The following is a 17,914-nucleotide window of genomic DNA, read 5'->3' on the forward strand; positions in this document are numbered from 1 at the left end:
ATGCTGACCATGACGGGGGTCGGACACGCCTACGACGGCCACCCGGTCCTGGAGGACATCGACCTCAGGCTGGAGCCGGGCCAGGTCCTGGCGATTGTGGGCCGCTCCGGCTGCGGCAAGACGACCCTGCTGCAGATCGCGTCCGGCCTCATCACCCCGACTCGGGGGCGGGTGGAGAACCGGTTTCGCCGCCCGGCCTACGTGTTTCAGGAGCCGCGCCTGCTTCCGTGGCGGACGGCCTGGCAGAACATCGCCTTCGGGCTGAAGGCGGACGGCGCCTCCGCCGCCGAGCAGCGCCGGGTGGCGGCGACCCTCATCGAGCGGCTGGGCCTTGCCGGCGCGGCGGACAAGTACCCCCACGAGCTGAGCGGCGGGATGCGCCAGCGGGTGGCCCTGGGCCGCGCCCTGGCGATCGAGCCGGACCTGCTTCTGCTGGACGAGCCCTTCGGGGCGCTGGACCCCGGCCTGCGGGCCGACATGCAGCGGCTGGTGCTGGACCTGCTGGCCGAACGGCAGGTGGCCGCCCTGTTCGTCACCCACGATCTGACCGAGGCCGTTCGCATGGGCGATGCGCTGATCGCGCTCTCGCCGGCGCCGGGCCGCATCATCGCCCGGGTGCCGCTGGGGCGCACCCCGCGCACCGATGCCGACGCCTACGTCCACCGAACCGTGGCCGCGATCTGGCCGCAAGTCTCTGCAGCCTATCCCGACTAGGAGGAATGCCCCATGCGCGTCACACGATCTACCCTTCCCAGGCTGATCGCCTGTCTGCTCGCCCTCGGCCTGCTCTTCGGCTGTGCCCGCCCGGGGGCGGAAAGCCCGCCCGTCAACCAGCCGCAGACGCCGCCGGCCGCCGAGGAGACCACGACTGAGGGCACTGATTCCGCACCGGCCGCGGCGCCGCTTGAGCAGCTGATCCTGCAGGCGCCCGCCGCCCCGCCCTCCATCCTGCTGGCCCACCTGGCGACGCAGGAGCGGCTGACCGACCTGGTCCCCGAGGTGGAGTTCCAGGCGTTCCAGAACCTGGACCAGCTGCGGGCCGACATGGTGAAGGGGGCGGTGCAGGTGGCCGTGGTGCCCACCTACGTGGCCGCCAACCTGTACCAGAAGGGGCTGCCGGTCAAGCTGCTCAACGTGGTCGTGTGGGGCCACCTTTCGGTGCTGACGGCCGATCCGGACATCGGCGGCTGGGAGGACCTCAAGGGCCGGACGGTCTACATCCCCTTCAAGGGCGACTCCCCCGACCTGATCTTCCGCACCGTCGCGCAGCTGGCTGGCGTGCCGGAGGAGGAGATGGACCTGCAGTACGTCTCGGCCGCCCCCGAGGCCCTGCAGATGCTGATGGCCGGCAAGGCGGACGCTGTGGTGCTCCCCGAGCCCGTGGCCACCGCCGCGATCCTGCAGGGGCAGCAGAACAACGTCCCGGTGCGGGAGCTGTTTGAGCTCAGGCAGGAGTGGGGCCGGGTCACCGGCCGGGAGCCCGCCATCCCGCAGCTGGGCACCATCGCGGTGACCGACGTGATCGAGGGTCATCCCGAGGTCATCGCCGCCATCCAGGAGGGGCTGCAGGCCTCCGTCGCCTGGATACAGGAAAACCCCGCCGATGCGGCGAGGTTGGGTGAGCCCTACCTGCACGGGCTGAAGGCGCCGGTCATCGAGCGCTCGCTGGACCGCACGCCGTTCCGGTTCGTCCCGGCGGCCGAGGCCCGGGAGGACGTGGAGTTCTACTTCGCCAAGCTGGCAGAGCTGAACCCGGAGATCATCGGCGGCGGCCTGCCGGACGACGGCTTCTACTACACCGGGGAGTAAATCAGCCGAAGCGGCCCGTGATATAGTCTTCCGTGCGCCTGTCGGACGGGGCGGAGAAGATCCGCTCCGTCCGATCCATTTCCACCAGGCGGCCGTCCAGGAAGAAGGCCGTGTAGTCGGAGACCCGCGCGGACTGCTGCATGCTGTGGGTGACCAGCACGATGGTGTACTCCTGTTTCAGGCTGGTCATGAGCTCCTCGATCTTGCCGGTGGCGATGGGATCCAGGGCCGAGGTCGGCTCGTCCATCAGCAGCACTTCGGGGTTCACCGCGAGGGCCCGGGCGATGCAGAGCCGCTGCTGCTGGCCCCCCGAGAGGGCCAGGGCGGGCTGCCGCAGCCGGTCCTTCACCTCGTCCCACAGCGCCGCCCGCCGGAGCGAGGCCTCCACGATGTCGTCCAGGTCGCCTTCGTACCCGTTGATGCGGGGCCCGAAGGCGACGTTCTCGTAGATGGACTTGGGGAAGGGGTTGGGCTTCTGGAAGATCATCCCGATGCGGTAGCGGATCGCCATGGGGTCGGCCCCGGGGGCGTAGAGATCCTCGCCCCGGAAGCTGACGTGGCCCTGGATGCGGGCGTCGGGCACCAGGTCGGTCATCCGGTTGAGGCAGCGCAGGAAGGTCGACTTGCCGCAGCCGGAGGGGCCGATGATGGCGGTCACGGCTCGCTCGGGTATCGTCATGCTGATCTGATGCAGCGCCTGGTGGGCGCCGTAGAAGAGGTCGAGGTTCCGTACGACGAAGCCGCCCGCGCGAGAGTCCTGTACAGCCGGGCTTGCCAGGACGACGGCCATGCTACCACTCCGCTTTCTTCTGGTATTTGTTCCTGAGCCAGATGGCGATGCCGTTGAGGCTCAGGAGGAGCGCCAGCAGCACGAGGATGCCGGCCGAGGCGACCTCCTGGAATGCCTTCTGCGGCATGCCGGCCCAGTAGTAGATCTGCACCGGCAGCACGGTGAAGCTGTCGAGCGGGGTCCTGGGCAGGCTGGTGACGTACACCCAGGCGCCCACCGCCAGCAGCGGGGCGGACTCGCCCAGGGCGCGGGAGACCGAGAGGATGGTGGCGGTGAGGATGCCCCCCAGCGCCGCCGGCAGGATGACCGTGAAGATCACCTGTGTCTTGCTGGCGCCCAGGGCGTACGCCCCGTGGGCCAGGGAGGGGGGCACGGCCCGGATCGCCTCCCGGGTGTTCACGATGATCACCGGCAGCACCATGAGGGCCAGGGTGAGGGCGGCGGCCAGGATCGACCGGCCGAACTGCATCCAGCGGACGAAGAAGGCCAGGCCGAATAGGCCGTAGACGATGGACGGCACGCCGGCCAGGTTGTCGATGTTGAGCTTCAGGAACTGCGTCAGGCTCTGGCGCAGGGGCGACGGGCGGTCGCCCTCGGCGTAGAACTCCAGGAAGACGGCGGTCGCGACGCCGACGGGCAGTGCAAAGGCCGCGGTGAGCACGATGACGTAGAAGGAGCCCACCAGCGGGGCAAGGATGCCGGTCCTGTCGGCGAAGCGGGAAGCGTGGCTGGTGAGGAAGGACCAGCTGAGCCGGGGCAGCCCCGTCGAGAGCAGGTCCCAGAGCAGGATGGCCAGCACGGCCAGGGCGACGACGATCGCCAGCAGAAAGAGCCAGTGCGAGGCGGCATCCAGCCGGCGCCGGAGGCGCCGGCGGGCGGCGACGGGGTTCATGCGCGCTCTCCCTCCTGGTAGCGGCGGCCGAGGGCCCGGGCGAGCAGGTTCATCGCCAGCGTGATGAGGAAAAGGGCCATGCCGACGGCGTACATCGAGGTGTAAGCGGCCGAGCCGATCTCGAGGTCGCCCTGCGCCACCTGGGCGATGTAGCCGGTCATCGTCTGAATCGACTCCAGCGGGTTCAGGGTGAGTTTCGGGGTGGAGCCCGCGGCGAGGGCCACGATCATCGTCTCGCCGATGGCCCGGGAGACGGCCAGGATGACGGAGGAGACGACGCCGGAGAAGGCCGCCGGCAGCACCACCTTCAGGGCCACCTCCAGCCGGGTGGCCCCCAGGGCGAAACCGGCTTCCCGGAGGGACCGGGGGACGGCCAGCATGGCGTCCTCCGACATTGAGCAGATCATCGGCGTGATCATGATGCCCACCGTGATGAAGGCGGACAGGGCGTTGAAGACCTCGATGTCCGGGATGATCTTCTTCAGGAGGGGCGTCACGAAGGTGAGGGCGAAGAAGCCGTACACCACGGTGGGGATGCCTGCCAGCAGCTCCAGCAGCGGCTTCAGGATGCGCCGCACCCGGTCGGGGGCATACTCGCTCAGGTAAATGGCACTGCCCAGGCCCAGGGGTACGGCCACCAGCGCGGCGCCGCCGGCGATGATGAAGGTACCCGACACGAGCGGCGCGACGCCGAAGTGGGCGGGGCTGAAGGTGGGGGTCCACAGCCGGTCGGTCAGGAATTCCCGGACCGGAACGAGGGAGAAGAACTGGACCGCCTCGGTGAAGAGGGTGAGGACGATGCCCACCGTGGTCACCACGGAGACCAGCCCGGCGGCCAGGAGGAGCCCCGCGATCGCACGCTCCTTTCGGATCTGGCGCGCCCGGCGCCTGTCCGGGGCCAGCGCCGCCGCGGCAGAGGCCGGGGGATGCTGCGCTGTCGTAACAGACATGATGCCACCTCCGCACGATTCGTCACGCACTTGGGAAACGGCCCGGAGGTCCCGGTGAGAAGCGGGCGCTTCCCCGGGACCTCGCGGCCACTGAAAGGGAGACCGTTTACTTCAGCTTGGCCAGGTTGTCCTGGTACATCTTCTCAGGCAGCGGCGTGTAGCCGACCTGGGCGGCGAGCTCCCCGGCATTCTCCATATAGAAGGTGACGAACGCCTTGACCTCGGGCCGCTCCAGGGCCTGCCTGGAGGGGTAGATATAGATCAGACGGGAGAAGGGGTAGGAGCCGGCGGCGATGGTGTCGTCGTTCGGCTCGACGCAGCCGTCGCCGGCGTCGATGGCCAGGGCCTTCATGGTGTCCTTGTTCTCGGCGTAGTAGGCGTAGCCGAAGTAGCCCATCGCGTACTTGTCGCCCGCCACGCCCTGCACGAGCACGTTGTCGTCCTCTGAGGCGGTGAAGTCGGACCGGGACGCGTCGCCCTTGCCGTTGACCATCTCGTTGAAGTACTCGAAGGTGCCGGAAGCGGTGCCGGGGCCGTAGAGCTTGATGGGCGCATCGGGCCAGCTCGGGTCCACCTCGTTCCACCGGGTCACGGTAGACTCAGGCCCCCAGATCTTGTGGAGCTGCTCGGTGGTGATGCAGGTCAGGAAGTCGTTCTCCTTGTTGACCACGACCGACAGGCCGTCGTAGGCCACCGGAAGCTCGATGGGGTCGAGCCCGTTGTTCCTGGCCTCTTCGAGCTCCTTCTCCTTGATCGGCCGGGAAGCGTTGGCGATGTCGACCTCGCGCTTGACGAACTTGCCGATGCCGGCGGAGGAGCCGGAGATGCCCACCGGGACGTCGACCCTGGGATGCACCTTGCGAAACTCCTCCGCGACGGCGATGGAGATGGGACCCACCGTGGAGGAGCCGTCCAGCGTAACCGTTCCCGAGAGCTCGGTGCCGGCGGATCCGCCGCTGCTGGAGGGCGCCGGGTTGTTCGTTTCCGGATGGGACGCGGGCGGATTGCCCGCCCCCGGCTGGCTGCCGGGGTTGCTGCTCGCCCGGCCTCCGCAGGCGGTCAGCATGGCGAGCAGGGCCGCAGCGGCAGCGGTGGTCATCAGAGTCCGCTTCATGGCTGTGTCGATCCCCTTTCTCTGCTGGCTCTTGGCCGAGTACTTCCGTAGCTCGATACCGATGCTATCACCCGGGTGTTGTGCGGGGGTTTTGGTCTGGTTAGCCTTTGGTTAAGGACAGGTTAAGAACCACAGGCCGTCGGGCGGCCGGGCCGGGTTCTGCGGCCGGCGCCATGACGCGGGGATCTCGTCGATGCGGGTCAACGGGGCTTGGAGGCGGTGTATAGGATCGGCAGAAGATGGGAAACCTGAGGGGAGACCCCGCGGCCGAGCCGGGGTCATGGCCCTACGCCCCCTCACCCCCAGAGGGAGGCGTTCCCGGGAGGCGCCGTCACCCCGCGGCGCCTCCGGCGCGCGCAGACGAAAGCGACCCCGCTCCCGGCCTTCGCCGGGGCGGGGTCGCCTCATCTGCAGGATGTCGGGATGGTCCTGACCCGCTCAGGAGATCTTCCGCTTCAGCTGCTCGTACTCCGCACGGTCGATCGCGCCCGACTGGAACGCGGCCTCCAGCTCCTCCCGGTTGCGGTAGGGCAGCGGCGGCATGACGACCTTGGCGTATACGTCCTTGACCCGCTGGACCAGCAGGATGTTCATCACCAGGTTGATGACGGTGACGATGAGGATCACACAAAGCGCCCAGTTAGGCCACTGCAGCAGAGTCTTCATCCGGTATCCGTCCTTTCCTCCCCGTGGCAGTCACGGACTTTCTCAGTTTGATCATTCCTCTTTATTCGATAGGCTATCCGGCCTTCCCTTCCCGACTCGTCGCGAATAGGTTGCGGCCCTGTGCACAAGAATGTACAATAGGCGCTAGCACAATCTTGTGCACACGAGGGGGTGACGGGCGATGCAGCTCATCCGGATCGGCGACAAGGTCATCAACCCCGAGCGCATCTACCGGATGGTCGACCGGATGCTGGAGCTCCGCGCGCAGGGCCTCTCGCAGCAGGAAACCGCGGAGATCCTGGGCGTGGACCGGACACTGATCTCGCGCCTGGAGTCGGTGGGCGAGATGCGCAAGGGGAAGAAGATCGCCCTCGTCGGCTTTCCCGTGGCGAACGGCCCCGAGCTCACGGAGATGGCTGCGGCCGAAGGCGTGGACTTCATCCTGCTCATGTCGGACCGGGAACGGCTCGACTTTGCCCGCAGCCAGAACGGCGTGGAACTGCTGAACCAGGTGATGCGGCTCATCGCCCGGGCCCGGGCTTGCGACGCCGTCATCTTCATCGGGTCGGACGAACGGCTGAAGATGGTGGAAGCCCTGGTCGGCCCCCACGTGATCGGCATCGAGATCGGGCGCTCACCCATGACGGAAGATGTGTACGTCAGCCCCGAGAAGATCCGGAACCTGATCCGGAGCCTGAAGGGCTGAGCGCAAGGGAGGCTTACCCGTGAAGCGCATCGTCAGCGTCAGCCTGGGCTCGTCCCGGCGCAACTCCGTGGCCACCGTCACCGTGCTGGGCGAGGAGGTGACGGTGGAGCGCATCGGCACCGACGGCTCCATCGACAAGGCCATCGCCCTCATCCGGGAACTGGATGGCAAGGTCGACGCCTTCGGCATGGGCGGCATCGACCTGTATGTCCACGCGAACGGCCGGCGGTATGCCTTCCGGGACGCCCGGCGCATCGCGGCCGCCGCCGTCCGGTCGCCCATCGTCGACGGCTCGGGGCTGAAGAACACCCTGGAGCGCCGGGCCGTGCGGTGGGTCGACCAGCACGTGATGCCCCTGCGCGGCAAGCGGGTGCTCATGACCGCCGCGGTGGACCGCTTCGGGATGGCGGAGGCCCTGGTGGAGGTCGGCGCCGACATCGTCTTCGGCGACATGATGTTCGCCCTGGGGATCCCGGTCCCCATCCGCAGCTTCCGCACCATCCACGTGCTGGCCCGCGTCCTCCTGCCGATCATCACCCAGCTGCCCTTCACCTGGCTCTACCCCACGGGCGCCAAGCAGGAGAGCCACGAGCCCAGGTTCACCGAGTACTACCAGTGGGCGGATGTGATCGCCGGCGACTGGCTCTACATCCGCCGGTACGCGCCCGACCGGCTGGAAGGGAAGACCATCCTGACCAACACGGTCACCCAGGCCGACATCGAGTGGATGAAGCAGGTCGGGGTCGCCACCCTGGTCACCACCACGCCGAACCTGGGCGGCCGCTCGTTCGGCACCAACCTGATGGAAGGGCTGATCGTCGCCGCAGCCGGCAAGCGCGCCGACGACATGCGCCCGGCCGACTACGAGGACTGGCTGGACCGCATCGGCTTCACCCCGCGGGTGGAGCGGTTCCGGGAGGCCGGCGCCAACACCGCCGCCGGGGGATGATCCCGGCAGCCGGCGCCAACGTTGCCGCCGACGTATGATCCTGGCAGCCGGCGCCAGCACTGCCGCCGACGTGTGATCCCGGCAGCCGGCCCCTGACTGAACCATCATGATCCGCTAGGAGGATTTCCGTGCACTTGTTTACAGAATATGTAAACCCCCACCTGGGAAGGCTCCTGGAAGCGATCAACATGGACAAGCGCTTCGTCCGGGGGGAGGGGTGCTACCTCTACGACCGTGAAGGCCGCCGCTACCTGGACTTCGTCGCCGCTTACGGCGCCCTGCCCTTCGGTTTCAACCCGCCCGAGATCTGGGCGGCGCTTCATGAGGTGGAGGCGAGCGGGGAGCCCTCCTTCGTCCAGCCGTCGGCCCTGCAGGCCGCGGGGGAGCTGGCGGAGCGGCTGATCCAGCTTGCGCCGGAGGGGCTCCGCTACGTCACCTTCGCCAACTCGGGGGCAGAGGCGGTGGAGGCGGCCATCAAGGCCGTGCGGGCCGCCACGGGGCGCATGGGCATCATTTCCTGCGACAACGCCTTCCACGGCAAGACCCTGGGCGCGCTCTCCGCGACCCATCGCCGGACCTACCAGGACGCCTTCGGCGCGCCCGTGCCGGGCTTCGCCAAGGTGCCTTACGGCGATCTGGAGGCCCTGGAGCGGCTGCTGGCCCAGCATCCGGAGGCGTTCGCCGGGTTCATCGTGGAGCCGGTTCAGGGCGAGGGCGGCATCGTGGAGCCGCCGCCCGGCTACCTGCGGGCCGCGCAGGAACTGTGCCGCCGGTACGGCGTCTTCTTCATCCTGGACGAGATCCAGACCGGCCTGGGCCGCACCGGCCGCCTCTTCGCCTGCGAGGAAGAGGGCGTGACGCCCGACGTGATGGTGCTGGCCAAGGCCCTGGGGGGCGGCCTGGTTCCCATCGGGGCGATGCTCTGCACCGAGGAGGTCTACACCGAGGAGTTCGCGATGAAGCACTCCTCCACGTTCGCGGGGAACACCCTGGCCGCCCGCGTCGGTCTGCGGGCCTTGGAGCTGCTCACCCGCGACGACCGGGCCCTGATCCGCCAGGTGGCGGAAAACGGCGCCTTCCTGAAGGCGGGGCTGGAACGGCTTCAGCAGCGCTACCCCCACGTGCTCCGGCGGGTGCGGGGCCGCGGGTTCATGCTGGGGCTGGAGATCGGCGTAGACCGCTCGACGTACGGGCGCACCTGCCTGCTGGGGGTGCTGGCGGAGCAGGAGAACCTGACGCCGATCCTCTCCTCGTACCTGCTCAACGTCTGCGGCCTCCGGGTGGCCCCCACCCTGAACGGGTCGGCGGTCATCCGCATCGAGCCGCCGCTCATCGCCACGCGGGCGCAGTGCCAGGAGGCCATCGACGCCGTCGAGCGCATGCTGGTCCCGCTGGCCGAGGGCAACACCGCCGAACTGGTCTCCCACCTGCTGGGGGTCGAGTCCCGTCCGCAGGCCCTGCCCGCCCCGGCACCGGCGCCGCTGCCGGAGCCCAGCGGCGATCCCGAAGAGGGCCGGGTCGCCTTCCTGGTGCATCCCGTGGACTGGCGCAACTACCCGGAGATGGACGAGTCGTTCCAGGTCTTCAGCACGGCGGAGATCGCGGAGATGGCCGACCGGTTCAACGACCTGCTGGAGCCCTTCGTGGCGGGCTCGTGCCGTGTGACGGCCGCCAACGGCCGCCGGGTCTTCGTCGACTTCGTGGTGGTGCCCCGCACCGCCGACCAGCTGCTGGCCATGCCGCAGTCGCAGGCGATCGCTGAGGTGCGCGCCGCCCTGGAGATCGCCAAGGCGCGGGGCGCGCAGCTGGTGGGGCTGGGGGCCTACACCTCGGTGGTCACCCGCGGCGGGCTGCACCTCAGGAACCCGGGCGTGCCGCTCACCACCGGCAACTCGTACACCGTCGTCTCGGCCGTGGAGGCCATGTACCTGGCGGTGGAGCGGCTGGGCACCCGGCTGCCCGAGGCGACCATCGCCGTGGTGGGCGCCACCGGTGCGATCGGCCGGGCGACGTCCATCCTGCTGGCCGAGGGCGTCGGCCGGATGGTGCTGATCGGCAACCCGGCCCGGCCCGAGGCCAGCCGCAGGCGGCTGCTGAAGGTGGCCGGCGACATGGTCGCACACCTGGCGGACCTCATCCGGGAGGGGCACCGCTTCGCACCGGGCACCATCGGCGCCCGGCTCCAGGAGATGGGGCCGCTTCCGGCGAGCGGCGCCGGGGCAGAGGCCGCGGCGGCTCCCGGGGTCTTCGAGCCCCTGGTGCTTGCCCTGGAGGAAGCCGGCGCCATCCGGATCACGACGGATATCGATGCGGCCCTGCCGGAGGCGGACCTGGTGCTCACGGCGACCTCCACCGCGGAGGAGCTGGTGACGCCGGCCAACCTGAAGTTCGGCGCCGCGGTCTGCGACATCTCCCGCCCGCCCAACGTCTCCCGGGCGGTGAGGGGGGCTCGCCCCGACGTCCTGGTCATCGATGGCGGGGTGGTGGAGGTGCCCGGCCGGCCCGACCTGGGCTGGAACTTCGGCTTCGAGCGGGGGCTCGCCTACGCCTGCATGGCCGAGACGATGATTCTCGGGCTCATGCACCACTTCCGGGACACCTCGCTCGGCACCGACCTCAACCTGCCCATGATCCGGCAGATCCGCCAGTGGGCGGAGGAGCTGGGCTTCCGGCTGGCGCAGCTCCGGTCGTTTGACCGGCCGCTGGCCGAGGCGGAGTGGGCGGAGCTCATGGCCGCCCGCGCCCGGGTGCTCAGTGCCGCCGGGGATGATTAAAAAGTTCATCCGGAAAAGACTCCTGCGCCAGCAGGAGTTTTTTCTTTGTGGGCGAATCGGTAGAAGTGGAAACGGTTCCATACTGGATTTACTGCACTTTTGGAGCCTTTTCATCATGTAATGTGGAAACGATTCCCGAAGGAGTTACGAGGCGTGTCGGTGACGATTCGCGATGTCGCGCGGCGGGCCGGCGTGGGCGTGGCCACCGTGTCACGGGTGCTCAACGGGACGGGATACGTGAAGGCGGAGACGAGGGAGCGGGTCCTGGCTGCGGCCGCTGAGCTGGGCTATGTGCCGAGTCAGCTGGCCAGGGGGCTCGTGCGCCGCCTGAGCGGCACCGTCGGCCTGGTGGTGCCGGACATCACGAACCCGTTCTTCCCGCTCATCACCCGGGGCGTGGAGGACGCCGCCAGCGAGGCGGAGTACACCGTCTTTCTCTGCAACAGCGACAACGACCCCGCGCTGGAAGCCAACGACGTGCAGAAGCTGCGGGAGCGCCGGGTAGACGGCGTCATCTTCGTGGGCACCACCGAGCGGCGTGAGCTGGTGGACCGGCTGCTGGCCGACGGCATCCCCGTGGTGGTGATGGACCGGCAGCTGGACCACACCGAGGTGGACACGGTCCTGGTCGACAACCTGGCCGGCGCGCGGGCCGCGTGCCGCCATCTGGTCGAGCTGGGCCACCGGCGCATCGCCCACGCGGCGGGCCACCAGTCCACCCGCACCGGCCAGGACCGCTGCCAGGGCTACCGGGTCGCCCTGGAGGAGGCCGGCCTCGCCTACGACCCTGCCTGCGTGGTGTGGGGCGACTTCACCTACGAGTCGGGCTACCGGGCCGGGCAGGTCCTGCTGGGGCGCTCGCCCCGGCCGACGGCGGTCTTCGCCGGCAACGACCTGATCGCCCTGGGGGTCATCCGGGCTGCCGAGGAGGCGGGCCTCGCCGTGCCCGACGATCTCTCCGTCGTCGGCTTTGACGACATCCAGATGGCCGCGCTGGTGCGGCCGGGCCTCACCACGGTGCGGCAGCCGGCCCGGGAGATGGGCCGCATGGCGATGGTCATGCTGCTGGAGCGCATCCGCGGGGAGGCCGCGGGACCCGGCCGGCGGCAGGTGTACAGGCCGGAACTCATCGTGCGCGGGACGACCCGGAGGAGGGAGCCGCTTGGATAGGCCAGTGGTGGTGGTTGGGAGTCTGAACCTGGACCTGGTGGTGAACCCGGAGCGTGCGCCCGCGGCGGGCGAGACGGTCTTCGCCCCGCGGCTCGATCAGTTCCCCGGTGGAAAGGGGGCTAACCAGGCGGTGGCCGCGGCGCGCCTCAGCACCCCCGTGGCGATGGTGGGCCGGGTGGGGCAGGACGCGTTCGGCGACCGGCTGCTGGAGAGCCTCCGGCAGGACGGCGTGGCGACCGGCGGGGTCTCCCGCTCGGCCGCGGCCGGCACCGGCACGGCCGTCATCACCGTGGAGGCGTCGGGCCAGAACCGGATCGTGGTGGTGGCCGGCGCCAACGCAGAGGTGACGCCGGAGCTGGTGGAGGCCCACGGGGAGCTGATCGCTTCGGCCTCAGTGCTGCTCCTGCAGCTGGAGGTGCCGGTGCCGGCCTGCGTGCGGGCGGCCCAGCTGGCCGCGGCCGCAGGGGTGCCGGTCATCCTGGACCCCGCCCCGGCGCCGTCGGCGCCGCTGCCGGAGTCGCTGCGGCACAACACGTGGCTGATCACCCCCAACGAGACCGAGGCGGCCGCGCTCACCGGCGTGCCGGTGTCGGGCCGGCGCGGCGCGGAGGAAGCCGCCCGTGCGCTGGCGGCGCAGGGCTACCGGCAGGTGCTGATCAAGCTGGGCGGCGAGGGGGCTTACCTGTACCGGGACGGCCTGGGCCATTGGTTCGACGCCTTCCGGGTTCCGGTGGTGGACACGACCGCTGCCGGCGACGCCTTTGCGGGCGGGCTGGCTGCGGCGATCCACCGGGGCCTCGGGCTGGAGGAGGCCGTGCGCTGGGGCATGGCCGCCGGCGCCCTGGCGGTGACCCGTGCCGGCGCCCAGCCGGCGATGGGGACGCTGAACGAGCTCATGTCCTTGCTGCGGACAGGGAGGTTGGAAAGATGAAGAAGACGACGCTGCTGAATCAGGCGCTCTCTGAAGTCGTGGCAGGCATGGGCCACGGCGACCTGCTGGTGATCGGCGACTACGGGCTGCCCTGCCCGCCGGGGGTCCGGCGCATCGACCTGGCCCTCAGGCCCGGCATCCCGGCCTTCCTGGATGTGGTCGAGACCATCCTGACCGAACTGCAGGTGGAGGCGGCCGTGGTGGCCGGGGAGACGGCCGAACGGAACCCGGCCGTCTCGGAAGGCCTGGCGCGACTGCTCGGGGAGACGCCCGTCACCGTCGTCTCCCACGAGGAGCTGAAGCAGATGTCGGCCCGGGCCGCCGCACTGGTGCGCACCGGCGAGTGCACCCCGTACGCCAACGTCATTCTGCGGGCGGGGGTGACCTTCTGATGCCGGCAGCTCCCGTCGTGGAGATGCGGGGGATCGACCGGAGCTTCCCCGGGGTGCAGGCCCTGAAGGGCGTCGATTTCGACCTGCGGCCCGGCGAGGTGCACGCGCTGCTCGGGGAGAACGGCGCCGGCAAGTCGACCCTGATGAAGATTCTGGGCGGCCTCTACCGGCCCGAGGCCGGGGAGGTGCGCATCGACGGACGGCCGGTGGTCATCGACTCGCCCAGGACGGCCACGGCCCTCGGCATCGCCTTTATCCACCAGGAGCTGAACCAGGCCCTGCATCTCTCGGTTGCCGAGAACATCTACCTGGGCCGCCCGCCGGTGACGGGCCTCCTCCGCCGGGTGGACTGGCGGGCCATGGCGCGCGGGGCGGCGGCGGTGCTGGAGCGGCTGGGCGCGCAGATCGACCCGCGCGCGACGCTCGGCAGCCTGGGCGTCGGCGCCCGGCAGATGGTCGAGATCGCCCGTGCGCTCTCCCTGGACGCCCGGGTGCTGATCATGGACGAGCCCACCGCGGCCCTGACCGGGCCGGAGGTGGAGCGGCTCTTTGAGGTGATGCGCGGCCTCGCCCGCGCCGGCGTGGCCATCGTGTACATCTCTCACCGGATGGAGGAGATCTTCACCATCTGCGACCGGGTGACCGTGCTGCGGGACGGCCAGCGGGTGGGCAGCTGGTCCATCGGGGAGGTCACCCCGGACGAGCTCATCACCCACATGGTCGGCCGCCAGCTCACCGAGCGGTTCCCCAAGGTGGAGGTCACGCCCGGCGACACGCTGCTGGAGGTGCGGGACCTGACCCTCAGGGGTTCCTCCCACCCGGTGTCGTTCAACGTCCGCCGGGGCGAGATCCTGGGCGTGGCCGGTCTGATGGGCGCCGGCCGGACCGAGCTGATGCTGGCGGTGGCCGGAATCGACCGGCCTGCAAGCGGCACGGTGCTGCTGGAGGGGAAGCCCCTGCCCCCGGGAGACGCCGCGGCCGCCATCCGCCGGGGGCTCGTGCTGGTTCCCGAGGACCGGCGGCGGCAGGGGCTGCTCACCGGCCGGTCAGTGCGGGAGAACCTAAGCCTCGCCCGTCTCCGCAGCCTCACCCGGGCCGGGCTGATCCGCTCCGGCGCCGAGCGGCAGCTGGTGGACGGCTACGTAGCCGAGCTGGGCATTCGCACCCCGCACCGGGAGCAGTCGGTGACGAACCTGAGCGGCGGCAACCAGCAGAAGGTTATTCTGGGCCGCTGGCTGGCCACGTCGCCGAAGCTCCTGATCCTCGACGAGCCCACCCGGGGCATCGACGTCGGCGCCAAGGCCGAGATCTACCGGCTGATGGGCGAGCTGGTCCAGCGGGGAATGGGCATCATCCTGGTCTCCTCCGAGCTCCCCGAGGTGATGGGGCTGTCGGACCGCATCCTGGTCGTGCACGAGGGGCGCGTGACCGCCGAGTTGAGCCGGGGGGAGTTCGACCAGGAGCAGATCATGCAGGCTGCCACCGGGAGGAAGCGGAATGCAGGCTAACTTGCACATCAAGGACCGCGTGCGCCGGCTGGGCCCCGGCCTGGCCGTGATCTTGATGGGGCTGGCGCTCTCGCTGCTCAGCGACCAGTTCCTGACCGTCTCCAACCTTCTGAACCTGCTTCGCCAGGTCTCCATCAACGCCGTCATCGCCTGCGGCATGACCCTCGTCATCCTGACCGGCGGCATCGACCTCTCCGTCGGCTCCGTGCTGGCCCTCACCGGGGCCGTGCTGGCCGGCCTGGCGAAGAGCGGGCTGCCGTGGCCCGTGGCGCTGCTGGCCAGCCTGGCGCTGGGCGCCGCGCTGGGGCTGTTCAACGGCATCGTCATCACCCGCGGCCGGGTCGCCCCCTTTGTGGCCACCCTCGCGACCATGGCCATCGCCCGGGGCCTGACCCTGGTCTACACCGGCGGCCGGCCCATCTCCGGGCTACCCGAGGCGCTGCGCTGGATGGGCACCGGCTACGTGTGGCGCATTCCCGCCCCGGTCATCATCATGTTCGTGGTCTTCCTGCTGGTCTACCTCATGCTGAACCACACGCCGGTGGGCCGCTACATCTACGCCGTCGGGTCCAACGAGGAGGCCGCCCGCTTCGCGGGCATCCCCGTCGCCCGGGTGACGCTGTTCACCTACGTGCTGACGGGGCTGGCCAGCGCCCTGGCCGGGGCCATCCTCACCGGGCGGCTGAACTCGGCGCAGCCGACCGCCGGCGGCGGGTTTGAACTGGACGCCATCGCCGCGGTGGTCGTGGGCGGCACGAGCCTGGCGGGCGGACAGGGCAGCGTGCTGGGCACCGCGGTGGGCGCGCTCATCATCGGCATCCTGGACAACGGTCTCAACCTGCTCGGCGTTTCGTCGTTCTACCAACAGGTGGCTCAGGGCGCCGTCATCCTGCTGGCCGTGCTCATGGACCGGCGCAAGTGACGGCAGGCCCCGAACATAAAGCCATAGACACAGGAGGATGGTCACATGAAGAGGTTCACTCGCATGCTCGTCGCACTGCTCACGATCGGCTTGCTCGCCGCCTGCTCCGGCGGTGGCTCGACGCCTTCGGGCCAGACCCCCAGCACCGGCAGCAACGATCCCGCTCCGTCCGCGGAACCCACCCCTGCTGAGGAGACCTGGACCATCGGCCTCGCCATCTCGACCCTGAACAACCCGTTCTTCGTCGACCTGCGCGACGGCGCCCAGGCGGCGGCGGACGCCGCAGGCGTCAAGCTGATCGTGATGGACGCCCAGGACGACCCCGCCAAGCAGATCAGCCAGGTGGAAGACCTGATCACCCAGAAGGTGGACGCGCTGCTCATCAACCCCACCGACTCTGACGCCATCGTCACCGCCGTCGAGGCGGCCAACGCCGCCAACATCCCGGTGATCACCGTCGACCGGGGCGCCAGCGGCGGCGAGGTCGTCGCCCACGTCGCCTCCGACAACGTGGCCGGCGGGCGCATGGCCGGCGAGCTCATCGTCGAGCTGATCAGCGGCCAGGGCCAGGTGGCCGAGCTCGAGGGCATCCCCGGCACCTCCGCTGCCCGCGACCGCGGCCAGGGCTTCCATGAGGCCGTCGACGGCGTGGAGGGCATCGAGGTCGTCGCCATCCAGCCCGCCGACTTCGACCGGGCCAGGGGCCTGACGGTCATGGAGAACATCCTGCAGGCGCACCCTGACATCGTCGCCGTCTTCGCCCACAACGACGAGATGGCCCTGGGCGCCCTGGAGGCCATCGAGGCCGCCGGTAAGGCCGACCAGATCAAGGTCGTGGGCTTCGACGCCACCGACGACGCGGTGAAGGCCGTGCAGGAGGGCCGGATGGCCGCCACCGTCGCCCAGAAGCCGAAGGAGATCGGCCGCCTGGGCCTCGAGGCCGCCATCAAGTACCTGAACGGCGAGCAGCTGGACGAGTACATCCCCGTCCCGCTCGAGCTGGTGACCGAGTAGGCGCGCACCCTGTGTGCAACAAAGGAGGCCCCCGCCGGGGGGGCCTCTGCTCTTTTTTGGGGCCTCTGCTCTTTTTTGGCTGGGTCAGTCGGGGTGCACCCGGGGCGTCGGCTTACACGTCCTTCACGCCGAGCTCCTCGGGCGTGAGGGAGAGCCGCTCCGCCCCGGCGGGGGTGACCAGGAAGGTGGACTCCAGCCCCACCGCGCCGCAGCCGGGGAAGAAGAACTTGGGCTCCACCGCGATCACGTGACCGGCCTCCAGGGGCGTGGTCTGGCGCGGGGCCAGGATCGGCCACTCGTCCAGCTCCAGCCCGACGCCGTGACCGACGAAGCGCACCCGGCTGTCGCCCCAACCCATGAAGTGCGCCTCCAGCCCTGTCTCCCGGGCAATGGCGACGCTCCGTTCCCAGAGCTGCTCGCCGGTGGCGCCGGGGCGGGCCTCGGCGGCGATCATGTCCAGGATGGCCCGGCAGGCCTCGTGGGCCCGGACCAGCTCCGGCTCCAGTCTGCCGATCACCATGGTGCGGGTCTGGTCGTGGACGTAGCCGTCCACCACGGTGGGATAGTCCACGCAGACCGGCTCGTCCCGGCGGATGGCGCGCCGGCTGGCGCCGTAGGGGGCTGCCGGGGTGAGCCCCTCGCCGCCGAAGGGGGTGTCGGCGAAGGAGAACGCGAGGGCCGACTCGCCGGCCAGCACCATCATGGCGGGGGACTCGAAGGCGTTGTGCGCGTGCCAGCGGATCATCCCCTGCGCACCGGCCAGCCGCTGGGCGCTTTCGCCGACCACCGACAGCTCCAGCTCTGTCATGCCCTCCCGCAGCGCCTCGAAGAGCGCCCGGTAGGTCTGGTCCGCCGCCCGTGCAGCCGCCCGGATGCGCTCCACCTCCCACGGGGACTTCACGGCGCGGAGGTGGCGGAGCACCGGGCCCACGTCTACCGCCTCCACGTCGGGGAGGTAACGCCGGTACAGGTCGAACTGCGCGACCGGCATGCGGTCCAGTTCCATCCCGATGCGGCGGGCCCCGCCCAGGTGTTCCGGGAGGGCGCGCAGGCTGGTCAGCGGCTCGATGTCGCCCAGGGGCGACTCGCGGCGGGCCCGGGCCAGCACCCGGCGGACGAGATAGCGCGCCGTACCGTCTGCCGGCACCCAGAGGTGGCCCTGCTGGGCGGACCCCGTGAAGTAGAGGAGCGAGGTGGTGCTGTGGAGCAGCGCGCCATCCAGTCCCTGCTCCTGCAGGCGGGCCTGCAGGCGGCCGATACGGCGTTCCAGTTCGGGGCGGGGCGTCAGCAGCATGGGAACTCCTCTCCTTTGCCGGGATTTCTGTTC

The 17,914-nt window shown here is 70.0% G+C and carries 17 protein-coding genes; 11 read left to right on the plus strand and 6 right to left on the minus strand.

Annotated features, from left to right (window positions below):
- Nucleotides 1-714, plus strand: coding sequence for an ABC transporter ATP-binding protein (locus ACZ5UM_RS08950; RefSeq protein WP_464843614.1), 714 nt, complete (start codon nt 1-3; stop codon nt 712-714).
- 12 nt (nt 715-726) lie between these two features.
- Nucleotides 727-1,809, plus strand: coding sequence for an ABC transporter substrate-binding protein (locus ACZ5UM_RS08955; RefSeq protein WP_464843616.1), 1,083 nt, complete (start codon nt 727-729; stop codon nt 1,807-1,809).
- Between the two features lies 1 nt (nt 1,810).
- Here the strand turns inward: ACZ5UM_RS08955 and pstB are convergent, their stop codons facing one another.
- From pstB to ACZ5UM_RS08980, 5 genes are all read right to left on the minus strand, one after another.
- Entirely contained in the window at nt 1,811-2,599 is a 789-nt protein-coding gene (gene pstB, locus ACZ5UM_RS08960) for a phosphate ABC transporter ATP-binding protein PstB (protein WP_464843617.1), read from the minus strand.
- Nucleotide 2,600: 1 nt separating this feature from the next.
- Nucleotides 2,601-3,491, minus strand: a complete 891-nt coding sequence (gene pstA / locus ACZ5UM_RS08965; RefSeq protein ID WP_464843619.1) for a phosphate ABC transporter permease PstA — start codon at nt 3,489-3,491, stop codon at nt 2,601-2,603.
- Complete coding sequence (gene pstC, locus ACZ5UM_RS08970; RefSeq protein WP_464843621.1) at nt 3,488-4,441, minus strand: phosphate ABC transporter permease subunit PstC; 954 nt, start codon at nt 4,439-4,441, stop codon at nt 3,488-3,490. The genes pstA and pstC overlap by 4 nt, the downstream gene beginning before the upstream one ends.
- A gap of 106 nt (nt 4,442-4,547) precedes the next feature.
- Nucleotides 4,548-5,555 carry a PstS family phosphate ABC transporter substrate-binding protein gene (locus tag ACZ5UM_RS08975; RefSeq protein ID WP_464843623.1) on the minus strand — a complete coding sequence of 336 codons (1,008 nt, stop codon included), beginning with the start codon at nt 5,553-5,555 and terminating at the stop codon, nt 4,548-4,550.
- A 438-nt stretch (nt 5,556-5,993) separates the two neighbouring features.
- The gene (locus ACZ5UM_RS08980; protein WP_464843624.1) at nt 5,994-6,221 is read right to left on the minus strand and encodes an SHOCT domain-containing protein; all 228 of its coding nucleotides are present in this window, start codon (nt 6,219-6,221) and stop codon (nt 5,994-5,996) included.
- Nucleotides 6,222-6,402: 181 nt separating this feature from the next.
- Between ACZ5UM_RS08980 and ACZ5UM_RS08985 the strand changes: the two genes are divergently transcribed.
- The 9 genes from ACZ5UM_RS08985 (at nt 6,403) to rbsB (ending at nt 16,587) form a co-directional block, all read left to right on the plus strand.
- The gene (locus ACZ5UM_RS08985; protein ID WP_464843625.1) at nt 6,403-6,927 is read left to right on the plus strand and encodes a transcriptional regulator; all 525 of its coding nucleotides are present in this window, start codon (nt 6,403-6,405) and stop codon (nt 6,925-6,927) included.
- Between the two features lie 19 nt (nt 6,928-6,946).
- Nucleotides 6,947-7,876, plus strand: a complete 930-nt coding sequence (locus ACZ5UM_RS08990) for a quinate 5-dehydrogenase (RefSeq protein ID WP_464843627.1) — start codon at nt 6,947-6,949, stop codon at nt 7,874-7,876.
- A 128-nt stretch (nt 7,877-8,004) separates the two neighbouring features.
- Complete coding sequence (locus ACZ5UM_RS08995) at nt 8,005-10,650, plus strand: aminotransferase class III-fold pyridoxal phosphate-dependent enzyme (protein ID WP_464843629.1); 2,646 nt, start codon at nt 8,005-8,007, stop codon at nt 10,648-10,650.
- Nucleotides 10,651-10,803: 153 nt separating this feature from the next.
- A complete protein-coding gene (locus tag ACZ5UM_RS09000; protein ID WP_464843630.1) occupies nt 10,804-11,820 on the plus strand; it encodes a LacI family DNA-binding transcriptional regulator in 1,017 nt (338 codons plus the stop codon).
- The gene (gene rbsK, locus ACZ5UM_RS09005; RefSeq protein ID WP_464843631.1) at nt 11,813-12,751 is read left to right on the plus strand and encodes a ribokinase; all 939 of its coding nucleotides are present in this window, start codon (nt 11,813-11,815) and stop codon (nt 12,749-12,751) included. Before ACZ5UM_RS09000 ends, rbsK begins: the two co-directional genes overlap by 8 nt.
- A complete protein-coding gene (rbsD, locus tag ACZ5UM_RS09010; RefSeq protein WP_464843632.1) occupies nt 12,748-13,143 on the plus strand; it encodes a D-ribose pyranase in 396 nt (131 codons plus the stop codon). The genes rbsK and rbsD overlap by 4 nt, the downstream gene beginning before the upstream one ends.
- On the plus strand, nt 13,143-14,651 hold the full coding sequence (locus ACZ5UM_RS09015) for a sugar ABC transporter ATP-binding protein (protein WP_464843634.1): 1,509 nt from the start codon (nt 13,143-13,145) through the stop codon (nt 14,649-14,651). Before rbsD ends, ACZ5UM_RS09015 begins: the two co-directional genes overlap by 1 nt.
- Nucleotides 14,641-15,573 (plus strand): ABC transporter permease, encoded by a 933-nt coding sequence (locus ACZ5UM_RS09020; protein ID WP_464843636.1) that lies wholly within the window; start codon nt 14,641-14,643, stop codon nt 15,571-15,573. The genes ACZ5UM_RS09015 and ACZ5UM_RS09020 overlap by 11 nt, the downstream gene beginning before the upstream one ends.
- A gap of 45 nt (nt 15,574-15,618) precedes the next feature.
- The gene (rbsB, locus tag ACZ5UM_RS09025) at nt 15,619-16,587 is read left to right on the plus strand and encodes a ribose ABC transporter substrate-binding protein RbsB (protein WP_464843638.1); all 969 of its coding nucleotides are present in this window, start codon (nt 15,619-15,621) and stop codon (nt 16,585-16,587) included.
- Between the two features lie 112 nt (nt 16,588-16,699).
- Here the strand turns inward: rbsB and ACZ5UM_RS09030 are convergent, their stop codons facing one another.
- Nucleotides 16,700-17,881, minus strand: coding sequence for a M24 family metallopeptidase (locus tag ACZ5UM_RS09030; RefSeq protein ID WP_464843639.1), 1,182 nt, complete (start codon nt 17,879-17,881; stop codon nt 16,700-16,702).
- Between the last annotated feature and the right edge of the window lie 33 nt (nt 17,882-17,914).

The sequence above is a fragment of the Symbiobacterium ostreiconchae genome (assembly GCF_055396975.1).